General features: G+C 64.0%; 15 protein-coding genes, 1 pseudogene and 1 riboswitch. Of the genes and pseudogenes, 7 read left to right on the plus strand and 9 right to left on the minus strand.

Annotation, left to right across the window (positions count from 1 at the left end):
* Positions 1–74 precede the first annotated feature (74 nt).
* The gene (locus EJA05_RS23870) at positions 75–2,792 is read right to left on the minus strand and encodes a LuxR C-terminal-related transcriptional regulator (RefSeq protein ID WP_125860323.1); all 2,718 of its coding nucleotides are present in this window, start codon (positions 2,790–2,792) and stop codon (positions 75–77) included.
* On the opposite strand from EJA05_RS23870, the gene EJA05_RS23875 reads away from it, so the two are divergent.
* The gene (locus tag EJA05_RS23875) at positions 2,791–2,988 is read left to right on the plus strand and encodes a hypothetical protein (protein WP_125860325.1); all 198 of its coding nucleotides are present in this window, start codon (positions 2,791–2,793) and stop codon (positions 2,986–2,988) included. The genes EJA05_RS23870 and EJA05_RS23875 overlap by 2 nt on opposite strands.
* A gap of 70 nt (positions 2,989–3,058) precedes the next feature.
* Here EJA05_RS23875 and EJA05_RS23880 read toward each other — a convergent pair whose 3' ends face one another.
* From EJA05_RS23880 to EJA05_RS23890, 3 genes are all read right to left on the minus strand, one after another.
* Positions 3,059–4,423 (minus strand): DUF1329 domain-containing protein, encoded by a 1,365-nt coding sequence (locus EJA05_RS23880; RefSeq protein ID WP_125465509.1) that lies wholly within the window; start codon positions 4,421–4,423, stop codon positions 3,059–3,061.
* Positions 4,424–4,449: 26 nt separating this feature from the next.
* Positions 4,450–6,375, minus strand: coding sequence for a DUF1302 domain-containing protein (locus tag EJA05_RS23885; RefSeq protein WP_125860327.1), 1,926 nt, complete (start codon positions 6,373–6,375; stop codon positions 4,450–4,452).
* Between the two features lie 335 nt (positions 6,376–6,710).
* Entirely contained in the window at positions 6,711–8,393 is a 1,683-nt protein-coding gene (locus tag EJA05_RS23890) for a fatty acid--CoA ligase (RefSeq protein WP_125860329.1), read from the minus strand.
* A gap of 236 nt (positions 8,394–8,629) precedes the next feature.
* Between EJA05_RS23890 and EJA05_RS23895 the strand changes: the two genes are divergently transcribed.
* From EJA05_RS23895 to EJA05_RS23905, 3 genes are all read left to right on the plus strand, one after another.
* Complete coding sequence (locus tag EJA05_RS23895; protein ID WP_125860331.1) at positions 8,630–9,595, plus strand: 2-hydroxyacid dehydrogenase; 966 nt, start codon at positions 8,630–8,632, stop codon at positions 9,593–9,595.
* 50 nt (positions 9,596–9,645) lie between these two features.
* A complete protein-coding gene (locus EJA05_RS23900) occupies positions 9,646–10,644 on the plus strand; it encodes a class I SAM-dependent methyltransferase (protein ID WP_125860333.1) in 999 nt (332 codons plus the stop codon).
* 38 nt (positions 10,645–10,682) lie between these two features.
* Positions 10,683–10,804: riboswitch (yybP-ykoY riboswitch) on the plus strand.
* A gap of 90 nt (positions 10,805–10,894) precedes the next feature.
* Complete coding sequence (locus EJA05_RS23905; RefSeq protein ID WP_178125815.1) at positions 10,895–11,479, plus strand: TMEM165/GDT1 family protein; 585 nt, start codon at positions 10,895–10,897, stop codon at positions 11,477–11,479.
* An 87-nt stretch (positions 11,480–11,566) separates the two neighbouring features.
* Here the strand turns inward: EJA05_RS23905 and EJA05_RS23910 are convergent, their stop codons facing one another.
* Positions 11,567–12,382: a M48 family metallopeptidase gene (locus EJA05_RS23910; protein WP_110994799.1), complete on the minus strand. Its 816-nt coding sequence runs from the start codon at positions 12,380–12,382 to the stop codon at positions 11,567–11,569.
* A gap of 1,234 nt (positions 12,383–13,616) precedes the next feature.
* On the opposite strand from EJA05_RS23910, the pseudogene EJA05_RS28945 reads away from it, so the two are divergent.
* Both EJA05_RS28945 and EJA05_RS28950 read left to right on the plus strand, forming a co-directional pair.
* Positions 13,617–13,817 (plus strand): annotated as a pseudogene (locus tag EJA05_RS28945) (HAMP domain-containing protein); the annotation flags it as partial.
* 114 nt (positions 13,818–13,931) lie between these two features.
* Complete coding sequence (locus EJA05_RS28950) at positions 13,932–14,675, plus strand: methyl-accepting chemotaxis protein (protein ID WP_371923704.1); 744 nt, start codon at positions 13,932–13,934, stop codon at positions 14,673–14,675.
* 191 nt (positions 14,676–14,866) lie between these two features.
* On the opposite strand, the gene EJA05_RS23920 is transcribed toward EJA05_RS28950, so the two are convergent.
* The 3 genes from EJA05_RS23920 to EJA05_RS23930 are packed head-to-tail and all read right to left on the minus strand — an operon-like array spanning position 14,867 to position 15,945.
* Complete coding sequence (locus tag EJA05_RS23920; protein WP_125465516.1) at positions 14,867–15,487, minus strand: SOS response-associated peptidase; 621 nt, start codon at positions 15,485–15,487, stop codon at positions 14,867–14,869.
* A gap of 15 nt (positions 15,488–15,502) precedes the next feature.
* Entirely contained in the window at positions 15,503–15,763 is a 261-nt protein-coding gene (locus EJA05_RS23925; protein ID WP_125860337.1) for a putative signal transducing protein, read from the minus strand.
* A complete protein-coding gene (locus EJA05_RS23930; protein WP_045196022.1) occupies positions 15,763–15,945 on the minus strand; it encodes a CPXCG motif-containing cysteine-rich protein in 183 nt (60 codons plus the stop codon). The genes EJA05_RS23925 and EJA05_RS23930 overlap by 1 nt, the downstream gene beginning before the upstream one ends.
* Before the next feature lie 125 nt (positions 15,946–16,070).
* On the opposite strand from EJA05_RS23930, the gene EJA05_RS23935 reads away from it, so the two are divergent.
* Positions 16,071–17,237: a 1-acyl-sn-glycerol-3-phosphate acyltransferase gene (locus EJA05_RS23935; RefSeq protein ID WP_125466248.1), complete on the plus strand. Its 1,167-nt coding sequence runs from the start codon at positions 16,071–16,073 to the stop codon at positions 17,235–17,237.
* 192 nt (positions 17,238–17,429) lie between these two features.
* On the opposite strand, the gene EJA05_RS23945 is transcribed toward EJA05_RS23935, so the two are convergent.
* Positions 17,430–17,690: a hypothetical protein gene (locus EJA05_RS23945; RefSeq protein WP_110994793.1), complete on the minus strand. Its 261-nt coding sequence runs from the start codon at positions 17,688–17,690 to the stop codon at positions 17,430–17,432.
* Between the last annotated feature and the right edge of the window lie 8 nt (positions 17,691–17,698).

Below are 17,698 nucleotides of genomic sequence, written 5' to 3' on the forward strand. Positions count from 1 at the left end.
AGTGGGGAAAAAGCAGTGCGCCTTGGTAGCCAGTGGCCAGCATTTTAACGGCCAGCGCGCACCTGGGCCAGCCTTCAGGCCAGCACGCCCAGAGACTTGGCCCTGGCGACGGCTTGCGTGCGCCGCTCCACCCCAAGCTTGCTGTTGATATGGCTGGCGTGGGTCTTGACCGTGTGCAGCGAAATGAACAGGCGCTCGCTGATCTGCTGGTTCGAGCAGCCCTGGGCAATCAGCTCCAGCACCGCGAGTTCGCGCGCACTCAACGCTTCAGAGGCCCCATTGGCAGTGGTCAGCGCCTCGGGCAAGCGCGCAATCAGCTCCGCCTGGGCTGGGCAGGCAGCCCTGAGCTCGAGTTGATCGCGCAACCACTGCGGGTGCTCCGCGACAAGCCGCGCGAAGGCTTGCAACGCGCCCCCTTGCGCAGCCTCCATGGCGTGCGCCAACCGCTTGCAGGCTTCGGGCTCACGACCTTCGGCCAGCAACAACTCGATCAGCTGGCACGACGCACTGACCACCAGTGTCATGCCGCCATTGGCCTGGCCACGCTCGACCAGTGCCTGCAAGCGCGACTCGGCCTCGCGCGGGCGTTGCAGCACACGATCGAGCAGCGCCTGCTGCAGCTCGATGTGCAAGGGCAGCAACGGGTGAAACTCCGGCGCGGCGGCTGGCTGCTTGCCGCCGTAGGTCTGGCCCAGGCGCAGCAGCCAGGACTCGGCGAGGTCTGTGCGCCCCTGGGCGATCCACAGCTCGCACTTCACCAGCGTAATCATGGCCAGGTAGAAGATCGGCGGAACATCCCAGATGTGCATCAGCCGCTCCGCCTCGGCCAGTTCCGAAAACGCCTCGGTGAAACGCCCTTCACGACCCTCGAGCGAGGCGATCACGCAATGGCCGATCAGCACGCTGATATCGCGGCAGGTGCGTGCTTCGCTAAGCCCCGCGCGCAAGCGTGCGCGCCCCTGGCCAGGCTGCAGGCCCGCCGCAAGCAGATAGCCTTCGTACAAGGTGAGCCGTGCCCGCACGGCATACAGCCGCTGCCCCGACAACCCCTGCAGCCGCTGCAAGCCCTGACGGACCTCATCCAGCGCGCGCCGCACTTCGCCACGGGCATGCAGCACACGGGCACGGTCGTAATGCGCCAACGCCTCGAACAACGGGTTGCCGACACGCTGGGCCAACTCGAGCGCCTCGCGATTCCAGCCACGCGCCCGCCAGAAATCACCATCGGCGATGGCCAGGTTGGACAGCGTGGAAAGACACACCAGGCGTTGCCCGTAACGCTTGCGAGGCAGGCTGCGCAGTGCTTGCGTACAGTACGCCAGGGTGCGCTCGCGATCGCCGCGGCCACGGGCGATCACACCGCTGAGCGCCAGCCACTGGGCCAGCATCGACCTCTGCGCCGTGGCCGACGGCGCCGGCAGGAAACGGCTCAGATAACCTGCGAGCTCTTCGGCCGCGTCCAGCTGGCAAGCCAGCCCCAGGGCCCAGCTGTACAGCACGATCAGCCGGGGCGTGCTGATCAGCAGGCTGTCAGGCAAGTCCATTTTCCAGCGCAGCAGCATGCCGACGTTCTGCTCGGCCAGCAGTTGCTCCTCCGACAAGCTCTGCACCAGGTCCGCCGCCACGTCGAGATGCCCGGCACGCAATGCCTGCTCTACCGCCTCATCCAGCAGCCCCTGGCCCTCGAACCAACGACAGGCACGCAAATGCAAACTCGCCAGCGGCTCGCTGGCCTGCCGACTGCGCAGCAGGTCGGAGAACAGGTGGTGGTAGCGGAACCAGCGCCCATGCTCATCGAGCGGCACCAGAAAGACCTGATGGGCCTGCAGGTAGCTCAGCACCTGCGCACTGTCGTCACGCTCGCGCACCGCGTCGCACAGCTCAGCGCAAAAGCGCTCCTGGCAAGCGGTGTCGTAGAGAAATGCCTGCACGGGTGCGGGCAGTATGTCGATGACTTCCTCGAGCAGGTAATCACGGATCAAGCCTTCGCCACCGTGCAACGCCTGCGGCAAGGCATTGTCATCACCGGACTCACTGGCCGCCAGTTGCCAGAAACGCAGACCTGCCACCCAACCGTCGCTGCGCTGGATCAGGTTATCGAGCGCCTGGCCACGCAAGCCGGTGGGCTGGCGGCCAATCACCGCCAAGGCTTCATCGGGGGTCAGGCGCAAGTCCTGCTCGTTGAGTTCGACCAGTTGGCGCGACAGCCGCAGGCGCGCCAGGTGCCAGTCTGGCCGCTGCCGGCTGGTGACCAACAGGACCAACCCGGCAGGCAGATGATTGAGGAAAAACTGCAGGCAGCGATCGAGTACTGCGCCTTGGGCGAGGTGGTAGTCGTCCAGGACCAGCAGCAGGGGGGTATCGGGCTGCAGATACAGCGCAAGCTCGTCGAGCAGGCCATCGAGCCACTCTTCGAAGGCAAAGGGTTGGTGGCGCTGGCGCATTTTCAGCAGCCCCAGGGCTTGGCCCCCCAATGCCGGGCAGAACTGCTGCAACCCTTCAAGCAAGCGCTCGAGGAAGCGACCAGGGTCGGCGTCGCGCTGGCTCAGGCCCAGCCAGAGACTGCGCCAATGGCCAGGCAGCTCCTGGCAGAACTCGATGGCAAGCGAACTCTTGCCAAAGCCGGCTGGCGCGTTGACCAACAGCAAGCGCCCATCCAGCCCCGCTTGCAGGCGTTGGCACAGGCGGGCTCTCGGTACGTGGGCGTCGGGCAGGGGTGGCCTGAAGAAACGCCCGTCCAGCAGGCCCAGGGCCTGGCTGGCGACTCCATGCATACGGGACAGGTCTGTCATGGCCGGCTCGTTCTATTGGGAAGACTACGGCGATATGGATTTTTGCGAGACTAGCGGCAAATGTTATGCATTTGAAGATGATGGCGGCGATTTAGCCAAAAAAGACTACGACAAAAAGAAACGCAGGCGATGGACATCATCTCGATTGATGTCACCCCATCAAGCAAATCGTCTTGAAGGTGCCCGACGACAATAACCCTTACAACAGAAACGCCCCGGCAAGCCGGGGCGTTCTGGGAGTTCACAAGAAGTGTGCAGCAGTCAGTTCATCGCACCCCCGCCTGACGCAAGGCAGCGGGCTGGAACTCGGCCTTGCTGGCACTGAAGCCGAAGTTGTAGGCACTCTTCTCTTCGTTTTTCATGCCCAAGGCCAGATAACGGCCAGACTGCAGGTCGTAGATGGCTTCCAGGGTGTACCACGGCACCTGCACGTTGTAGTACGGCTGGGCGTGGGCTTCGGAGATACGCCACAGTTGCCCGCGGCCGTCGTACTGGTCGATCACTGCAGCTTGCCAGGTATCCTCGTCGATGTAGAAGTCACGTTTGGCATAGATGTGGCGCTGGCCCGGCTTGAGCGTGGCGACCACATGCCAGACGCGGCGCAGCTCGTAACGCGACAGGTCCTGGTTGATGTGCCCGGCCTTGATGATGTCGCCGTACTTGAGTTTCGGGTCATCGAGCTTGAAGGCGTTGGCGGCGATGTACATCTCCTTCTTGCCTTCGAGTTTCCAGTCGTAGCGGTCCGGGGCACCGTTGTACATGTCCAGGTTGTCGGAAGTGCGCAGGCCGTCGGCGGCAGTGCCCGGACCGTCATACGACACTTGCGGTGCCTGGCGTACCCGACGCTGGCCGGCGTTGTAGATCCACGCCTTGCGCGGTTCCTTGACCTGGTCGAGAGTTTCGTGAACCAGCAGTACGGTACCGGCCAGGCGCGCTGGCGCAGTCACTTCCTGCTTGAAATAGAACAGGATGTTGCCCGGGTTGGCGGGATCATAGTCCTTCATCTTGTCGCGAAAGACGAACTGGTCCTGGAAGTACACCAGGCTATAGGAGCCATTCTGCTGCGGGGTGGCTTGAGTGACCAGGCGGGTCACGCTACCGCCGCGGTAGCGGGTGATGTGGTTCCAGATCACCTCAAGGCCATCCTTGGGAATCGGGAACGGTACGGCGGTCTGGAAGTTCTCCAGGCCGTTACCGCCCGCCACCAGGGTGGTCTTGGTGGCGTTTTGCTTGATCGCCGCAAAGACGTCGTCTGGCACCGTGGAGCCGCGGTGGGTCTTGTATACCGGGATCTTGTAAGAGTCCGGGTAGCGCTTGAACATTGCCAGCTGGCCAGGCGAAAGCTTGGCCTTGTACTGGTCGACGTTCTGCGCGGTGATGGTGAACAGTGGCTTTTCACTGCCGTAAGGGTCGGAGAGGAAGCCCTTGCTGTCGGCGCTGCCAGCGCTCTTCGACAGCGGTTCCCACGGGCCGATCGAACCATCGGCGTTACCGGCTTTTTCCGCCCCCATGGGGGTCAGCGATGCGCCCAGCTTGGCCGCCTCGTCGGCGGAAACCGCAGCCATGACGCTGGTAGCCAACAGGGACAGGCCCAGTACACCGGCTTGCAGCAGACGTGTGGTCGTTTTCATTCTGTTGTCGTCCTGGATCAATGTGCTTAGAAGTTCACGCCGAAGCTGAGGGCGACGAAGTCGCGGTCATCCACGGTGGTGTACTTGCCGTCGAAGAAGTTGGTGTACGACAGGCTCGCGGTGTAGGTGTTCTGGTACTCGGCGTCCAGGCCCAGGCTGACCGCCTTGCGGCCTTCCTCGAAGGCGCCGCCAGGGCCCGGGGAGTAGCCATCGACGTCGTGGGACCAGGCCACGCTGGGGCGCAGGTTCACGCCGGCGAAGACGTTGTTGTAGTCCCAGATGGCACGCACGCGATAACCCCAGGAGTCGGCGGTGGTAAAGCCATCGTTTTCGCAGTAGCGCGACAGGTTGTTCTGCTCGACGCCCGCCAGCGTACTGGCGTTGAGCCGCTGGCAACTGCCACCGGGTAGCGGGCCTGGCCCATAGACCGGGTCACGGCCATAGCGTGCCTTGGAGGTGCTTTCCAGGCCACCCACATGGGTCCAGCCCACTTCGCCGACCATGGTCAGGCGTTCGGCGCCCATGACCTGGTCGAAGAAGTGAGTGAAGGTGGTTTGCAGTTGGGTGATTTCCTTACGGCGATAGCCAGGCTGATCAGTGTTCGCTGTGCCCTTCAGCACCGAGGCGTTGGGGTCTAGCGGCGTCAGGCCGGAGTACAGGATATCGGTGGTGTTCAACTGCACCGGCGCATTAGGCCGGTAGCTGATTTCGCCGCTCCACGCCGTGCCAGTTGGCAAGGTCGTGGAGAAACTCACGCCATACAGGCGAATATCCTCCGGATATTCCACGTGGTAGCTGGAGTTGCCGGCGACATACAGCGGCATGAGCTGCCTGAGCAAGGCCGGGTTGGTGGCGGCCCCGAACGGAACCCCCGAACGGATCAGCGCGGCAGCCAGGTTGTTAGGGTTATAGAAGCTGGCATTAGCTCCGCGGCCACTGAAAATCGGCGCCCGGCTGTGGTAGTTCATGAAGTAGCCACCGAACTCGGTGTTCAGAGGCTCGTACATGTAGCGCAGAGCCAGGCCGAACTGGCCACTGTCCCGGGCATCGCGATCGGCGCCGCGACGCACGATCACACCCTCGTCGGGCGACCCCCAGCTGACCCCCTGCGACTTCAGCGCATTCAACGCGGGTGCTGCGAGCGGGCCCAGGCCTCGCGCCACTGCCGATTGCTTGGCCAGCACCGCCAGGTTGTTGTCGCAACCATCGGCAATTACGTCAGGCTGAGAGAAGAACGTACCGCAGTTGTCGACGACCGTCTGGTCCCACTCGATCTGGTAGAAGCCTTCTGCCGTCAGGTTGTCGGTCAGGCTCTGCGACACATAGAACATGTTGACGGGGATCAGGCCTTCCTTGATCTCCGCGCCTGGGCGGCGAAACGCCGAGACGTCGATGGGGTTGATGGCGTTGATACCGCCACCGATGAAGGTGCTCTCACCCCAGCTCACCACCTGCTTGCCCAGGCGCACGGTGCCCGGCAGGTCGGCGATGTTGTAGTTGTGGTAGACGAAGGCATCGAGCAGCTCCGCACCCGAGGACTTGGCGCCTTCCTTGCGGTTGGAGTCGCTGATGTCCTTGAACTCGCGATGTTCGTCCTTGAGCTCGAAGTCGTACCAGTACTTGCCACGGACGAACACGCCGGTGTCACCGTACTTGAGTTCGAGGTCATGGATACCCTTGAAGATCTTCGAGAAGGTCTCGCCCTTCTTGAAGTTCAGGTGACCATCGTCGGAGGTCTGCGACAACCCTCTGCCGCCGTTGTTGGCGCCGATGAGGTTCTTGTTCGGATTGGCCGTCGACCAGCTGGCGCCCACGGAGAGCGACGAGTCGAACTGGCCTTCGATTTCCCCAATGTTGAAGCTGACAGCGAAAGCAGGACTTGCGAGCGTAGAAGCGAGGCTGACTGCCAGTGGCAGTTTTGCCCGGCGCCAGAACGGGTTTGCAGATGTCATCGACGCTACTCCATGTACTTTATTGTTATGGCAGTGAGTCCTTTCAAGAACGGCTCGAGCGCCTGGTAAAGCCGGCTCCTGCCCGTGGTATCGCACATCAATGATGCGCGGCACCCTCCCCCATTCCTGAAAAATCCCCTGGCCCGACTATAGCCAGCGGTCACAGGTGCTTGATCCCTCTAAAGTGTGATTTGCGCGCCCTGCTTGCGGCCGGCCTTGAAGGAGCGGCCCCATGGGCTGGCAGTGCTCAAGCATGGCCCAAATTTTCTGTTTGGCAAGGCTTCGACCGCTCTAGCATGCGGCCCGCACCTTGAAAGACACGGGCCGCCACAGGGTCAGAGCGTGGAAAGGAAAGTGCTGTTGCTGGCCTGCCACTGAGTGATGTCCAGGCGGATGCGCTTCTTGTCGAGCTTGCCGACACTGGTCTTGGGAATTTCAGTAACAATGGCGATCTGGCTGGGGATCGCCCACTTGTTGATGTGCCCTTGCTCGACGAACGGCTTGAGGTGTTCCTTGAGGGAACGCGCGTCGATGCTCAGCCCCTCGCGCACCACCAGCAGCGCGAACGGGCGCTCGCCCCATTGCGGGTCGGCCACGCCGACCACCGCCACCTCGCGCACCGCAGGATGCCGGCTGACCAGGTCCTCGAGGTCGAGCGACGAGATCCACTCGCCCCCCGTCTTGATCACATCCTTGATGCGATCGCGGATATCGATGTAACCCATGCCGTCGAGGGTCGCGACGTCACCGGTATGCAGCCAGCCGCCCTGCCACAGCTCCTCGCTTTTATCCGGTTCATTGAAGTAACCCATGGTCAGCCACGGCGCACGCAGCACCAGTTCGCCCTGGGACTCCCCATCGGCAGGCAGGAAGTTGCCATCGCCATCGACGATCGCCGCCTCCACCAGCGGCACCGGTACCCCGGCCTTGATGCGGTAGGTGACCCGCTCATCCTCGCTGCCGGCCTGCAACTCATCGTTCAGGTGCGCGGCGCTGATCAGCGGGCACGTTTCCGACATGCCATACGCCGCCGTGAGCTGGATGCCCCGGGCCAGGGCCGCCTCATACAGCGCCCGATTGAGCGCGCTACCGCCGATGATGATCTTCCAGCCGCCGAAGTTTTCACCCTGGGAGGACGGACAGTTGAGCAGCATCTGCAGGATGGTCGGCACGCAGTGGGAGAAGGTGACCTTTTCCTCGCGCCACAGCTTGACCAGCATGTCCGGCTCATAGCGCCCGGGGTAGACCTGCTTCATGCCAAGCATGGTGGCCGCATAGGGAATGCCCCAGGCGTGCACATGGAACATCGGGGTGATCGGCATGTACACATCGTTGCTGCCCAGCAGCCGCACGCTGTCGATGCTGCCGGTGACAGCGGCCTCGGCCAGGGTGTGCAGCACCAGCTGGCGATGGGTGAAGTACACGCCCTTGGGGTTACCGGTGGTGCCGGTGGTATAGAACGTGGTGGCCACCGAGTTTTCGTCGAAATCGGGGAAGTCGTAGGACGGGCTGGCAGCCGCCAGCAGTTGCTCGTATTCGCCGTGAAGGCCCGGCAGGTCGGCGCTCTTGTCCGGCCCGTCGGTCAGCAGCACGGTGCCTTGCACGGTGGTCAACTGGCTGGCGATGCCCTGGTAGAGGCCGACGAAATCGCTGTTGACCAGCACGAAGCGGTCTTCGGCGTGGTTCATGGTGTAGAGAATCTGCTCGGGGGACAGGCGCACGTTGATGGTGTGCACCACCGCACCGATCATCGGGATGGCGAACATGCATTCCAGATAGCGGTGGCTGTCCCAATCCATGACCGCCACGGTATCGCCAGCCTTCACGCCAGCGGCGCTCAGGACGTTGGCCAGGCGCGCGATGCGCTCGCTCAGTTGCGGGTAGGTGAGGCGTAACTGATCGCGATAGACGATTTCACGGGTCTTCTCGTAGCGCACGCCCGACATCAGCAGGCGCTTGATCAGCAGTGGGTATTGGTAAGCGCCCTCGGCGGGCTTGATGATGCGCGTCTGCAGCATGGGTATCCCTTTTCTGGAAAGCGGGCCGGACAATTCAGGCACTTACTGTAGAACGGTGACGCACCGGTCAAATCAGCCGAAGGAATGATTTGGCTGGCACAGGTATGAGTGGGGCCGTCGTCGTTGACGAGCGGCGCCTGCGGAACTGACACTGCGCCCAGCATCCTGAGGCCCCTTCGCGAGGCAAGCCCGCGCCCACGGATAGCCGAACACCTTTGCCCTGACCGGAGCCCCACATGCCCAGCCTACGTCGCGCCGTGTTTCTCGATCACCACTCCCTCGACCTCGGCGACCTCGACCTTTCGCCCCTGCGCACCCAGTTCGACGACCTGCAACTGCATGCCGCGACCCGTCCGGCCGAGGTTGCCGAACGCCTGCAGGGCGCCACTGCGGTGATCAGCAACAAGGTCATGCTCGATGCCGAGTCGCTCGCGGCCAACCCGCAGCTCAAGCTGATCCTGGTTGCCGCCACCGGCACCAACAACGTCGACCTGGCCGCCGCTCGCGCCCAGGGCATCACCGTGTGCAACTGCCAGGGTTATGGCACCCCGTCGGTGGCGCAGCACACCCTGGCCCTGTTGCTGGCGCTGGCCACGCGCCTGTGCGATTACAACAAGGCCGTGGCGGCCGGCCAGTGGGCCAAGGCCAGCCAGTTCTGCCTGCTGGACTTCCCCATCGTCGAGCTGGAAGGCAAGACCCTCGGCCTGCTCGGCCATGGCGAACTGGGTGGCGCGGTGGCGCGGCTGGCCGAGGCATTCGGCATGCGCGTGCTGACCGGGCAGATCCCCGGGCGTCCACCCCGCGCGGATCGCCTGCCGTTGGAAGAGCTGCTGCCGCAGGTCGACGCCCTCACCCTGCATTGCCCGCTCAACGAACAGACCCGCCACATGCTGGGCGCCCGCGAACTGGCGCTGCTCAAACCGGGCGCCCTGTTGGTCAATACCGCCCGTGGCGGGCTGATCGACGAGCAGGCGCTGGCTGACACACTGCGCAGCGGCCATCTGGGCGGTGCGGCCACCGATGTGCTGAGCGTCGAGCCACCGGTCAATGGCAACCCACTGTTGGCTGGCGACATCCCGCGCCTGATCATCACCCCGCACAGCGCCTGGGGCGCGGTGGAGTCGCGCCAGCGCATCGTCGGCCAGCTCGCCGAAAACGCCCTGGCCTACTTCGCCGGCCAGCCGCGGCGAGTGGTCGGCTGATCGACTGAAGCCTCTGCTACACTGCGCCACTTTTTCAGGAGGCGTCGTCCATGGACCCGCGCAGTGAAGTGTTGCTCCGCCAGGCGGACCTGTTCCAGGGCCCGCTGTTGATCGCCGGCGCCCAGGCCGATGGCCTGCTTGGCCAGTTGCCGGCGGCCCATGGCTGGACCTGGCATGCGGGTGATCAGGCGGTGCTTGAGAGCCGCTTCGCCGGGCGCAGCCACTATGGCGTCGAGGTGCCTGCGGTGGCCTTCGACAGCGCGGTGCTGTTCCTGCCCAAATCCCGCGAACTGGCCGCCTACCTGCTCAACGCGCTGGCGTCACGCCTGGCCGGCCGCGTGCTCTACCTGGTGGGTGAAAAACGCGGCGGCATCGAAGGTGCGGCCAAGCTGCTGCAGGCTTTTGGCAAACCGCGCAAGCTGGACAGCGCGCGGCACTGCCAGCTGTGGCAGGTGACCGTGGACAACGCCCCTGAGGCCAAGCCACTGGATAGCTTGGCCGAACGTTTCGAGCTGCCCCTGGCCGATGGCCCGCTGCAGGTCATCAGCCTGCCGGGCGTGTTCAGCCATGGCCGCCTGGACAAAGGCACGGCGCTGTTGCTGGAGCACCTCGACGGCCTGCCAGGCGGCCATGTGCTGGACTTTGGCTGCGGCGCCGGTGTGCTGGGGGCAGCGATCAAACGACGTTACCCGCACAGCCGGGTTACCCTGCTGGATGTGGATGCATTCGCCGTAGCCGCCAGTCGCCTGACCCTTGCGGCCAACAACCTTGAAGGCGAGGTGATCAGCGGTGACGGCATCGATGCCGCCCCTGCCGACCTGGACCTGATCCTGAGCAATCCGCCCTTCCACACGGGGGTGCATACCGATTACCAGGCCTCGGAGAACCTTCTGAAAAAATCTGGCGAACATCTTCGAAAAGGCGGCGAAATGCGCCTGGTTGCCAACAGCTTCCTGCGCTACCAACCCTTGATCGAAGGCGCGCTCGGCAACTGCGAAATTCGCGCCGAAGCCCAGGGCTTTCGCATCTACCGGGCAACCCGTGGCTGAAAACAGCGCTTGCCGAATGCGCGCGGTGTAGGCAGAATCCGCTCCGTCCTAGGGGAGTAGTCTCCCGCGAGCGCCCTGCTCGCCCGGTACGCGTCAACACACTTGGCCCACAGGCCATGGCGCGTACGACCCACGATCCGCACAGACGGATCCAGGGTTTGACAAGACCTATGACACGCACACCTTACCCGGGGCGGGGAGGCTGTACGTGTCATAGCCGTGTCGACCCGCCCCCGTAGGAAACCTGATGCTGGAATCTCTGCTGGTCCCCACCGCCATCGTTGCGCTCGCTGAAATCGGCGACAAGACGCAACTGCTCGCACTCATCCTCGCGGCGCGTTTTCGCAAGCCCTGGCCGATCATCGCCGGCATTGTCGCCGCGACCCTGGCCAACCATGCCGCCGCTGGCGCCGTGGGTGCCTGGGTGAGCAGCTTCTTCACCGAATCGGTGCTGCACTGGATCCTTGCCGCAAGCTTCACCGCCACCGCGCTGTGGACCCTGGTGCCGGACAAGATGGACGATGACGAAAGCAGCAGCGCACGCCGTTTCGGGCCGTTCCTGACCACCCTGATCGCGTTCTTCCTGGCAGAGATCGGCGACAAGACCCAGGTCGCCACGGTAATGCTGGCGGCGCAGTATCCGCACCTGATCATGGTGATCATCGGTACCACCCTGGGCATGCTGATTGCCAACGTGCCGGTGGTACTGGCGGGTAACTTCGCGGCCGAGAAACTGCCACTGACTCTGATCCGGCGCCTGGCGGCAGCGGCGTTCGTGGTGCTGGCGATCGTCGCGGTGTATTCGGCGATGAAGACCAGTGGCTGGATCGGATGAAGCAGCGGTAAGCGGCAAGCTACAAGCGGCAAGAAAGAGCAGATGCGTCCTTACTTGCCGCTTGAAGCTTGAAGCTTGAAGCTGCTTTTACTTCTTGGCCGCCTGATACAGCGGCATCACCTTCGGAATCGCTGCCTGCAGCGAGGCGATCCGGCTGCTGGAGGCCGGGTGGGTGCTCATGAACTCAGGCGGCGCACCTTCGGAGGCCTTGCTCATCTTGTTCCACAGGGTGATCGCGGCGTTCGGGTCGTAACCGGCACGGGCCGACAGTTCCAGGCCAATCAGGTCGGCCTCGTTTTCGTTGCTGCGGCTGTTGGGCAGGGTCATGGCGTAGTTCACCACGGTGTCGGCCAGCGCCATGCTGTCCTGGCCAAGCCCGAGGAAGGCACCCGCGCCCTGACGGGCCATTTCCACGCCATAGGCCTTGGACATCGCTTCACGGCCGTGCTCACGCAGGGCGTGGGCAATTTCGTGGCCCATGACCGCGGCGATCTCGGCATCGTTGAGCTTGAGCTGATCGATCAGCCCGGTGTAGACGATGATCTTGCCGCCCGGGCCGCAGTTGGCATTGAGCTCGTCGCTCTTGATCACATTGACTTCCCACTTCCACTGCGCGGCATCCGGCCGGAACACTGGAGCCTGAGCGATGAGGCGATCGGCGATGGCCTGCACGCGCTTGGCGTCGGCACTGCCCTTGTCCAGCACGCCCTTGCTCGACGCTTCGCCGAGGGTCTGCTGGTACGACTGGGCATACATCTGGTTGACCTCATCGGTCGAGAGCATGCTGAACATGTACTGCTTGCGCTCGACGCCCACGGCGCCACCGCTGGTGGTATTGACCGCCTGGCAGCCGCCCAGCAGGACGCTGGCGCTCAACATGCTGACAACGAATGACTTACGCATTAAAACACTCCCTTTTTACGTGCCGCGTATCCTAGGCCCTGATGCTCGCCTCGACCAGAGCCACAGGGAAGATTTCTTACGCGCCCCTCATGCTTTGGTATTAGCCCGCCGATAACCCAGGGATACGACCTCCTTGCGCGCGGAGCTTTTCATGAAGTTCAAGTCGATCCAGTTTTCCGTGGCCGCCCTGGCCGGTGCCATCGTGCTGAGCATTGTCGCGGCACTGGTGCTTTACGCCGTGTACTCCGGCCAACGCACCCAGGCGCTGGTGGAACAGCGCACACAGAAGCAGTTCGAAAGCGTGATCGAGCAGCGCCTGGCAGCCCTGGCCCGCACCCAGGTCAGCGAGATCCAGCGCGGCCTCGAGGCGCCCCTGTCGATTGCCCGCAGCCTGGCCACCAGCAACGCCATGCTCGGCATGCAGGCCGCCGATGGCAGCCCGCTGATGCGGGTCGACCGTGAACACTTGATCAACCAGCTCAAGCGCACCGTCGAGGTCAACCCGACGGTACTGGGCGCGTACCTGGGCTGGGAGCCCAACGCCCTCGACCATGACGACGCCCGCTACGTCGGCAGCAAGCTGGTCGGTATCGACAGCGCCAACGGCCGCTTCCTGCCCTGGTGGTTCCGCAACGGCGACGGCAGCCTCGGCCAGGACCAACTGGCCGACGTCAATGACCGCACCGTGCTGGCTACCGGTGTGCGCGCCAGCGAGTACTACCTGTGCCCGAAAGAGTCGAAAAAGGCCTGCGTGATCGACCCGGCACCCTACAAAGTCGGCGACAAGATGGTCATGCTCGCCTCGTTCGTCGAACCGATCATGGTCAATGGCCAGTTCCAGGGCATGGCCGGCGCCGACCTGTCGGTGAACTTCATCCAGGACCTGCTCAACGCCGCCGACCGCCAGCTCTACGACGGTGCCGGCGAACTGGCACTGGTGTCGAGCAACGGCCGCCTGGTCGCCTACACCCGAGACCCGGCGAAGTTCGGCGAAAAAGCCAGCGAGGTTCTCGCCAGCGAAGAGGCGGCCACCCTGAGCAGCTTGAGCGGCGAAGCGCTGCATTATGAAGTGGACGCCAGCAAGGACCGCATCGAGCTGTACCTGCCGTTCAAGGTCGCCAGCACAGATGCGCGCTGGACCTTGCTGCTGGAACTGCCGTTGAGCACGGTGATGGCCGACGTCAACCAGCTGCAGCAGGACCTGGCCGAACAACGTCGCACCGACATCGCCGGCATGACCGTGGTCGGCCTGGGCATCGCCGCGCTGGGTCTGCTGGTGATCTGGCTGCTGGCCCACGGCATCGCCCGCCCACTGCGCCAGATGGTGGCCATGCTCGACGACATCGCCCAGGGCGAAGGCGACCTGACCCGCCGCCTGCAAAGCGACCGCGCCGACGAACTGGGCGCCATCGCCAAGGGCTTCAACACCTTCCTGATCAAGCTGCAGGCCATGATCAGCCAGGTGGTCAGCTCGGTGCAGAAAGTCAGCGATTCGTCGGAGCACACCGCCGACATCGCCATCCGCACCAACCAGGGCGTGCACAAGCAGATGGTGGAGATCGACCAGGTGGCCACCGCCGTGCAGGAAATGACCGCCACCGCGCAGGATGTGGCGCGCAACGCCACCCAAGCGGCCCAGGCTGCCAGCGAGGCCGACCGTGCGGCCAACCAGGGCCTGGAGATCGTGCGTGACACCTCGCACTCGATCAGCGCTCTGGCCGGCGAGATTGGCCGGGCGGTGACCGTGGTGCAGGACCTGGCCCGCGACAGCGAGAACATCAACGCCATCCTCGTGGCGATCCGCGCGATTGCCGAGCAGACCAACCTGCTGGCGCTCAACGCCGCCATCGAGGCTGCCCGCGCCGGCGAGCAGGGCCGTGGCTTCGCCGTGGTCGCAGACGAAGTCCGCAACCTGGCACAGAAGACCCAGCAGGCCACGCAGGAAATCCAGCAGATGATCCAGCAGCTGCAGCAGGGTACCCGCGAAGTGGTCAAGGTGATGGAAGACAGCCAGGGCAAGACCGATGTCAGCGTGCAGCAGGCCAGCCGCGCGGCGCAGTCGCTGGAGAGCATCACCCAGGCGGTGTCGGTGATCAACGACATGAACACCCAGATCGCCAGCGCCGCCGAGCAGCAGAGCGCGGTGGCCGAGGACATCAACCGCAACGTGATCAGTATCGGCCAAGTGGCCGGCGAAGTGGCCGGCGGCGCCGACGAGTCGAGCCAGGCCAGCGCCGAGCTGACCAAGCTGGCCGAGCAGCAGCGGCGCTTGATCAATCAGTTCAGGGTTTGATCCCTGGGTGCACAGGTACTCCTGTAGGAGCTACTGTCTTGCATCAAATCTAAAATCTGGCGCAGCCCCTGTGGGAGCGGGCTTGCCCGCGAACACCGGCGCAGCCGGTGCCATCCACCGCGCCGCCTACTTCGCGGTGGTCCGGCACTCCGGTAAACCCGCTCCCACAGGGACTACGCATCAACCAGGCTTTAGGCCGGGGTCAGGCACTCCGGCCCATCGAGCTTCGGATCATTGACGAACAGCGCCAGCGCCCGCTCGCGCAAGGCACCTGGCGGCTTGGCCAGGATTTCGTGCAAACGCGGCAATGGTGTGTCCGGGTCGAGCCAGAGCGCCTGCTCGGCCTCATCCAGGATCAGCGGCCGGCGCTGGTTCATGGCCGCCTGGGTGATCACCGCGCAGCTCAGCCAGACCTGCTCCTGCACCGGATACTCTTCCCAGACCGCGGCAAAGAACAGCGCCGAACCCTCCCCCGGGGTGACCCAATAAGGGCGCTTGCGCGCCGTGCCGCGCCACTCGTAGAAGCCGTTGGCCGGTATCAGGCAGCGCCGCTGGCGGAACGGTTCACGGAACATCGGTTGCTCTGCGAGGGTCTCGGCGCGGGCCTGGGCGGGAGTACGGGAGAGGTCGGTCAGCCAGGCCGGGGTCAACCCCCAGCGGGCACTGGCCAGTTGCAGCTGGCCATCGAGCTGGCGCTGAATCAGCACCGAGGCACCGGGCGAGATGTTCCATTGAGGCTGCTGGCCCGGGGGGAACCCCGGCAGACCGGCGAAGGCCTGGGACCAGCGAAACAGGGCATAGCGTCCACACATGGGCGAAATCAAAACCTAACAGATCAGGGTTCCCGGATAACTTTCCGGTTCGTCGCCAGCAAGAGGCTGGGCCGCATTGTACGCATCGATCAACTGCCGCGCGTAGCCGGCCTGCTCATCGGCCACAGCCAGGCCGAGCAGGCCCTGCATGGGCAGCTCGCCCACACCGCCCATCAGGTCGCGCCCGACCAGGTGCACCTCGATGCCCTCGCTGACCAGCATGCCCACCAGCATCTGTGCCTCCAGGAGGCTTTCCGGGTCATAGATTCGCTGCATCAGTCATTCTCACCGTAGACATCGAGCATCCACTCCTCGCCATGTACCTGCAGCACGAAGCGGATAGGCTTGCAGCACACCTGGCAGTCCTCGATGTATTCCTGGTCGCCGCCGGACAGGTCCACCGTCGTTTCGACTTCTTCACCACAATAGGGACAATCGTAGAGTGCAGTCTCCAGCATCGCGGCCTCCCGAGTGACTTGTGCGTATAATTGCCGGTCTGTTTACAGGGCCTGTGTGTGTCGGAGCCGTTTTTCCGACCCCGTCCCTACCTTATTACCCTAGCCGTTTCCAACAAGAGAGCATGATGGGCGAATTCGATGCCATCCGACCGTACGACGACGCTGAGGTCCCTGCCGTTCTGGCACGCCTGCTCAGCGACCCGGCATTCCTCGATATCCTCACCCACTTCCGCTTCCCGCGCGCGGCGGGCGCCCTCGGCTGGCTGCTCAAGCCGCTGATCGCCCGGCGCCTGCGTAAAGAGTTCGCCGGCGTTACCTGCGTCTCGACGCTGCAGGACAAGGTCGAGTACTACGTCGACCGCACCATCGACCGCGCCACCGACGGCGTCACCTATTCCGGCGTCGAGCAGCTCAAGTCGGGCACCGCCTACCTGTTCCTGGCCAACCACCGCGACATCGTCATGGACCCGGCCTTCGTCAACTACGCGGTCTATCACGCGGGCCTGCCCACGCCGCGCATCGCCATCGGCGACAACCTGCTGCAGAAGCCGTTCGTCAGCGACATGATGCGCCTGAACAAGAGTTTCATCGTGCACCGCTCGATCAGCGGGCGCCGCGAGAAACTGGCCGCCTACCAGCTGCTGTCGGCCTACATCAACCACTCGATCCGCAACGACGGTGCCTCGATCTGGATCGCCCAGGCCGAAGGCCGCGCCAAGGACGGTGACGACCGCACCGATTCGGCCATTCTCAAAATGTTCCACATGAGCCGCAAGGACGAGCCGTTCGGCGCGGTGATCCAGAGCCTGAACCTGATCCCGGTGTCGATCAGCTACGAATACGACCCCTGTGACCAGGCCAAGGCCCGCGAGCTGTACATCCGCGCCACCACCGGCAGCTACAAGAAGGCCCCGGGCGAGGACGACAACAGCATCGCCCAGGGCATTACCGGCTACAAAGGGCGCGTGCACATCAACTTTGCCCCACCGGTGACCGAGTACCACGAAGACACCAAGCAGCTGGCGCAAGCCATCGACCGGCAGATTCTCGGTGGCTACCGGTTGTTCCCGGTGCACTACCTGGCCTATGCGATGTGGGCCGAGAAGGATGCGGCACTCGAGGTGCCAGGCGCGGAGAAGTTGTTCCCGGCGGACGAATTGGCCAAGGCCAAGGAAGAATGGCAGCGTCGCCTCGACGCATGCCCGGTGGAACAGCAGCCGTACCTGGTGCAGCAGTATGCGACGCCAGTGCGCAACCAGTACCAGGTGAAGCGCCAGCCCCTGTCCGCCTGAAGAGTGGCTTGTGCGAGCAAGTGTCTTGCTCGCCATTCAAACAGCTGCACTCTGCCTGTGGGAGCGGGTTTACCCGCGAAGATGACACCTCGGTGCCTGGCACGGGCTATGCCCGTGTTCGCGGGTAAACCCGCTCCCACAGGCAGAGTGCAGGTCTTGAGTTCGCCGCTACCACAAATGGAACACCAGGCTTCAGACCCAGGTGCTGAACCACGACAGCAGCAGCGCCATGGCCAGGCACGAAAAACCGAGGATGTAGTAGTAACGCGGCACGCGCCGGTCGAAGGCATCCACCAGCCCTTCATCCACCGCCAGGCTTTCACGGGTCATGCTGGCGCGGCGCCGGGCACTGTGCAGCAGCAGCCCGCCAGGGCAGGTTATGAACAGGGCCAGCAGGTTGATCAGCTTGGCCGGGTGGGCAGCCAGGAAGCCCCAGAGCACTTGCAACGACATCGCACGAC

Source organism: Pseudomonas oryziphila (assembly GCF_003940825.1).
GTDB classification, from domain to species: Bacteria; Pseudomonadota; Gammaproteobacteria; order Pseudomonadales; family Pseudomonadaceae; genus Aquipseudomonas; species Aquipseudomonas sichuanensis.

Coding starts and splice junctions, on each gene's coding strand:
- EJA05_RS23895 (WP_125860331.1), top strand. CDS start 8,630: ATGCCCAGCCTACGTCGCGCCGTGTTTCTCGATCACCACTCCCTCGAC.
- EJA05_RS23920 (WP_125465516.1), bottom strand. CDS start 15,487: ATGTGTGGACGCTATGCCCTGTTTCGCTGGTCCCAGGCCTTCGCCGGT.
- EJA05_RS23880 (WP_125465509.1), bottom strand. CDS start 4,423: ATGAAAACGACCACACGTCTGCTGCAAGCCGGTGTACTGGGCCTGTCC.
- EJA05_RS23890 (WP_125860329.1), bottom strand. CDS start 8,393: ATGCTGCAGACGCGCATCATCAAGCCCGCCGAGGGCGCTTACCAATAC.
- EJA05_RS23870 (WP_125860323.1), bottom strand. CDS start 2,792: ATGACAGACCTGTCCCGTATGCATGGAGTCGCCAGCCAGGCCCTGGGC.
- EJA05_RS28950 (WP_371923704.1), top strand. CDS start 13,932: ATGGTGGAGATCGACCAGGTGGCCACCGCCGTGCAGGAAATGACCGCC.
- EJA05_RS23935 (WP_125466248.1), top strand. CDS start 16,071: ATGGGCGAATTCGATGCCATCCGACCGTACGACGACGCTGAGGTCCCT.
- EJA05_RS23930 (WP_045196022.1), bottom strand. CDS start 15,945: ATGCTGGAGACTGCACTCTACGATTGTCCCTATTGTGGTGAAGAAGTC.
- EJA05_RS23945 (WP_110994793.1), bottom strand. CDS start 17,690: ATGTCGTTGCAAGTGCTCTGGGGCTTCCTGGCTGCCCACCCGGCCAAG.
- EJA05_RS23910 (WP_110994799.1), bottom strand. CDS start 12,382: ATGCGTAAGTCATTCGTTGTCAGCATGTTGAGCGCCAGCGTCCTGCTG.
- EJA05_RS23900 (WP_125860333.1), top strand. CDS start 9,646: ATGGACCCGCGCAGTGAAGTGTTGCTCCGCCAGGCGGACCTGTTCCAG.
- EJA05_RS23885 (WP_125860327.1), bottom strand. CDS start 6,375: ATGACATCTGCAAACCCGTTCTGGCGCCGGGCAAAACTGCCACTGGCA.
- EJA05_RS23925 (WP_125860337.1), bottom strand. CDS start 15,763: ATGCAGCGAATCTATGACCCGGAAAGCCTCCTGGAGGCACAGATGCTG.
- EJA05_RS23875 (WP_125860325.1), top strand. CDS start 2,791: ATGGCCGGCTCGTTCTATTGGGAAGACTACGGCGATATGGATTTTTGC.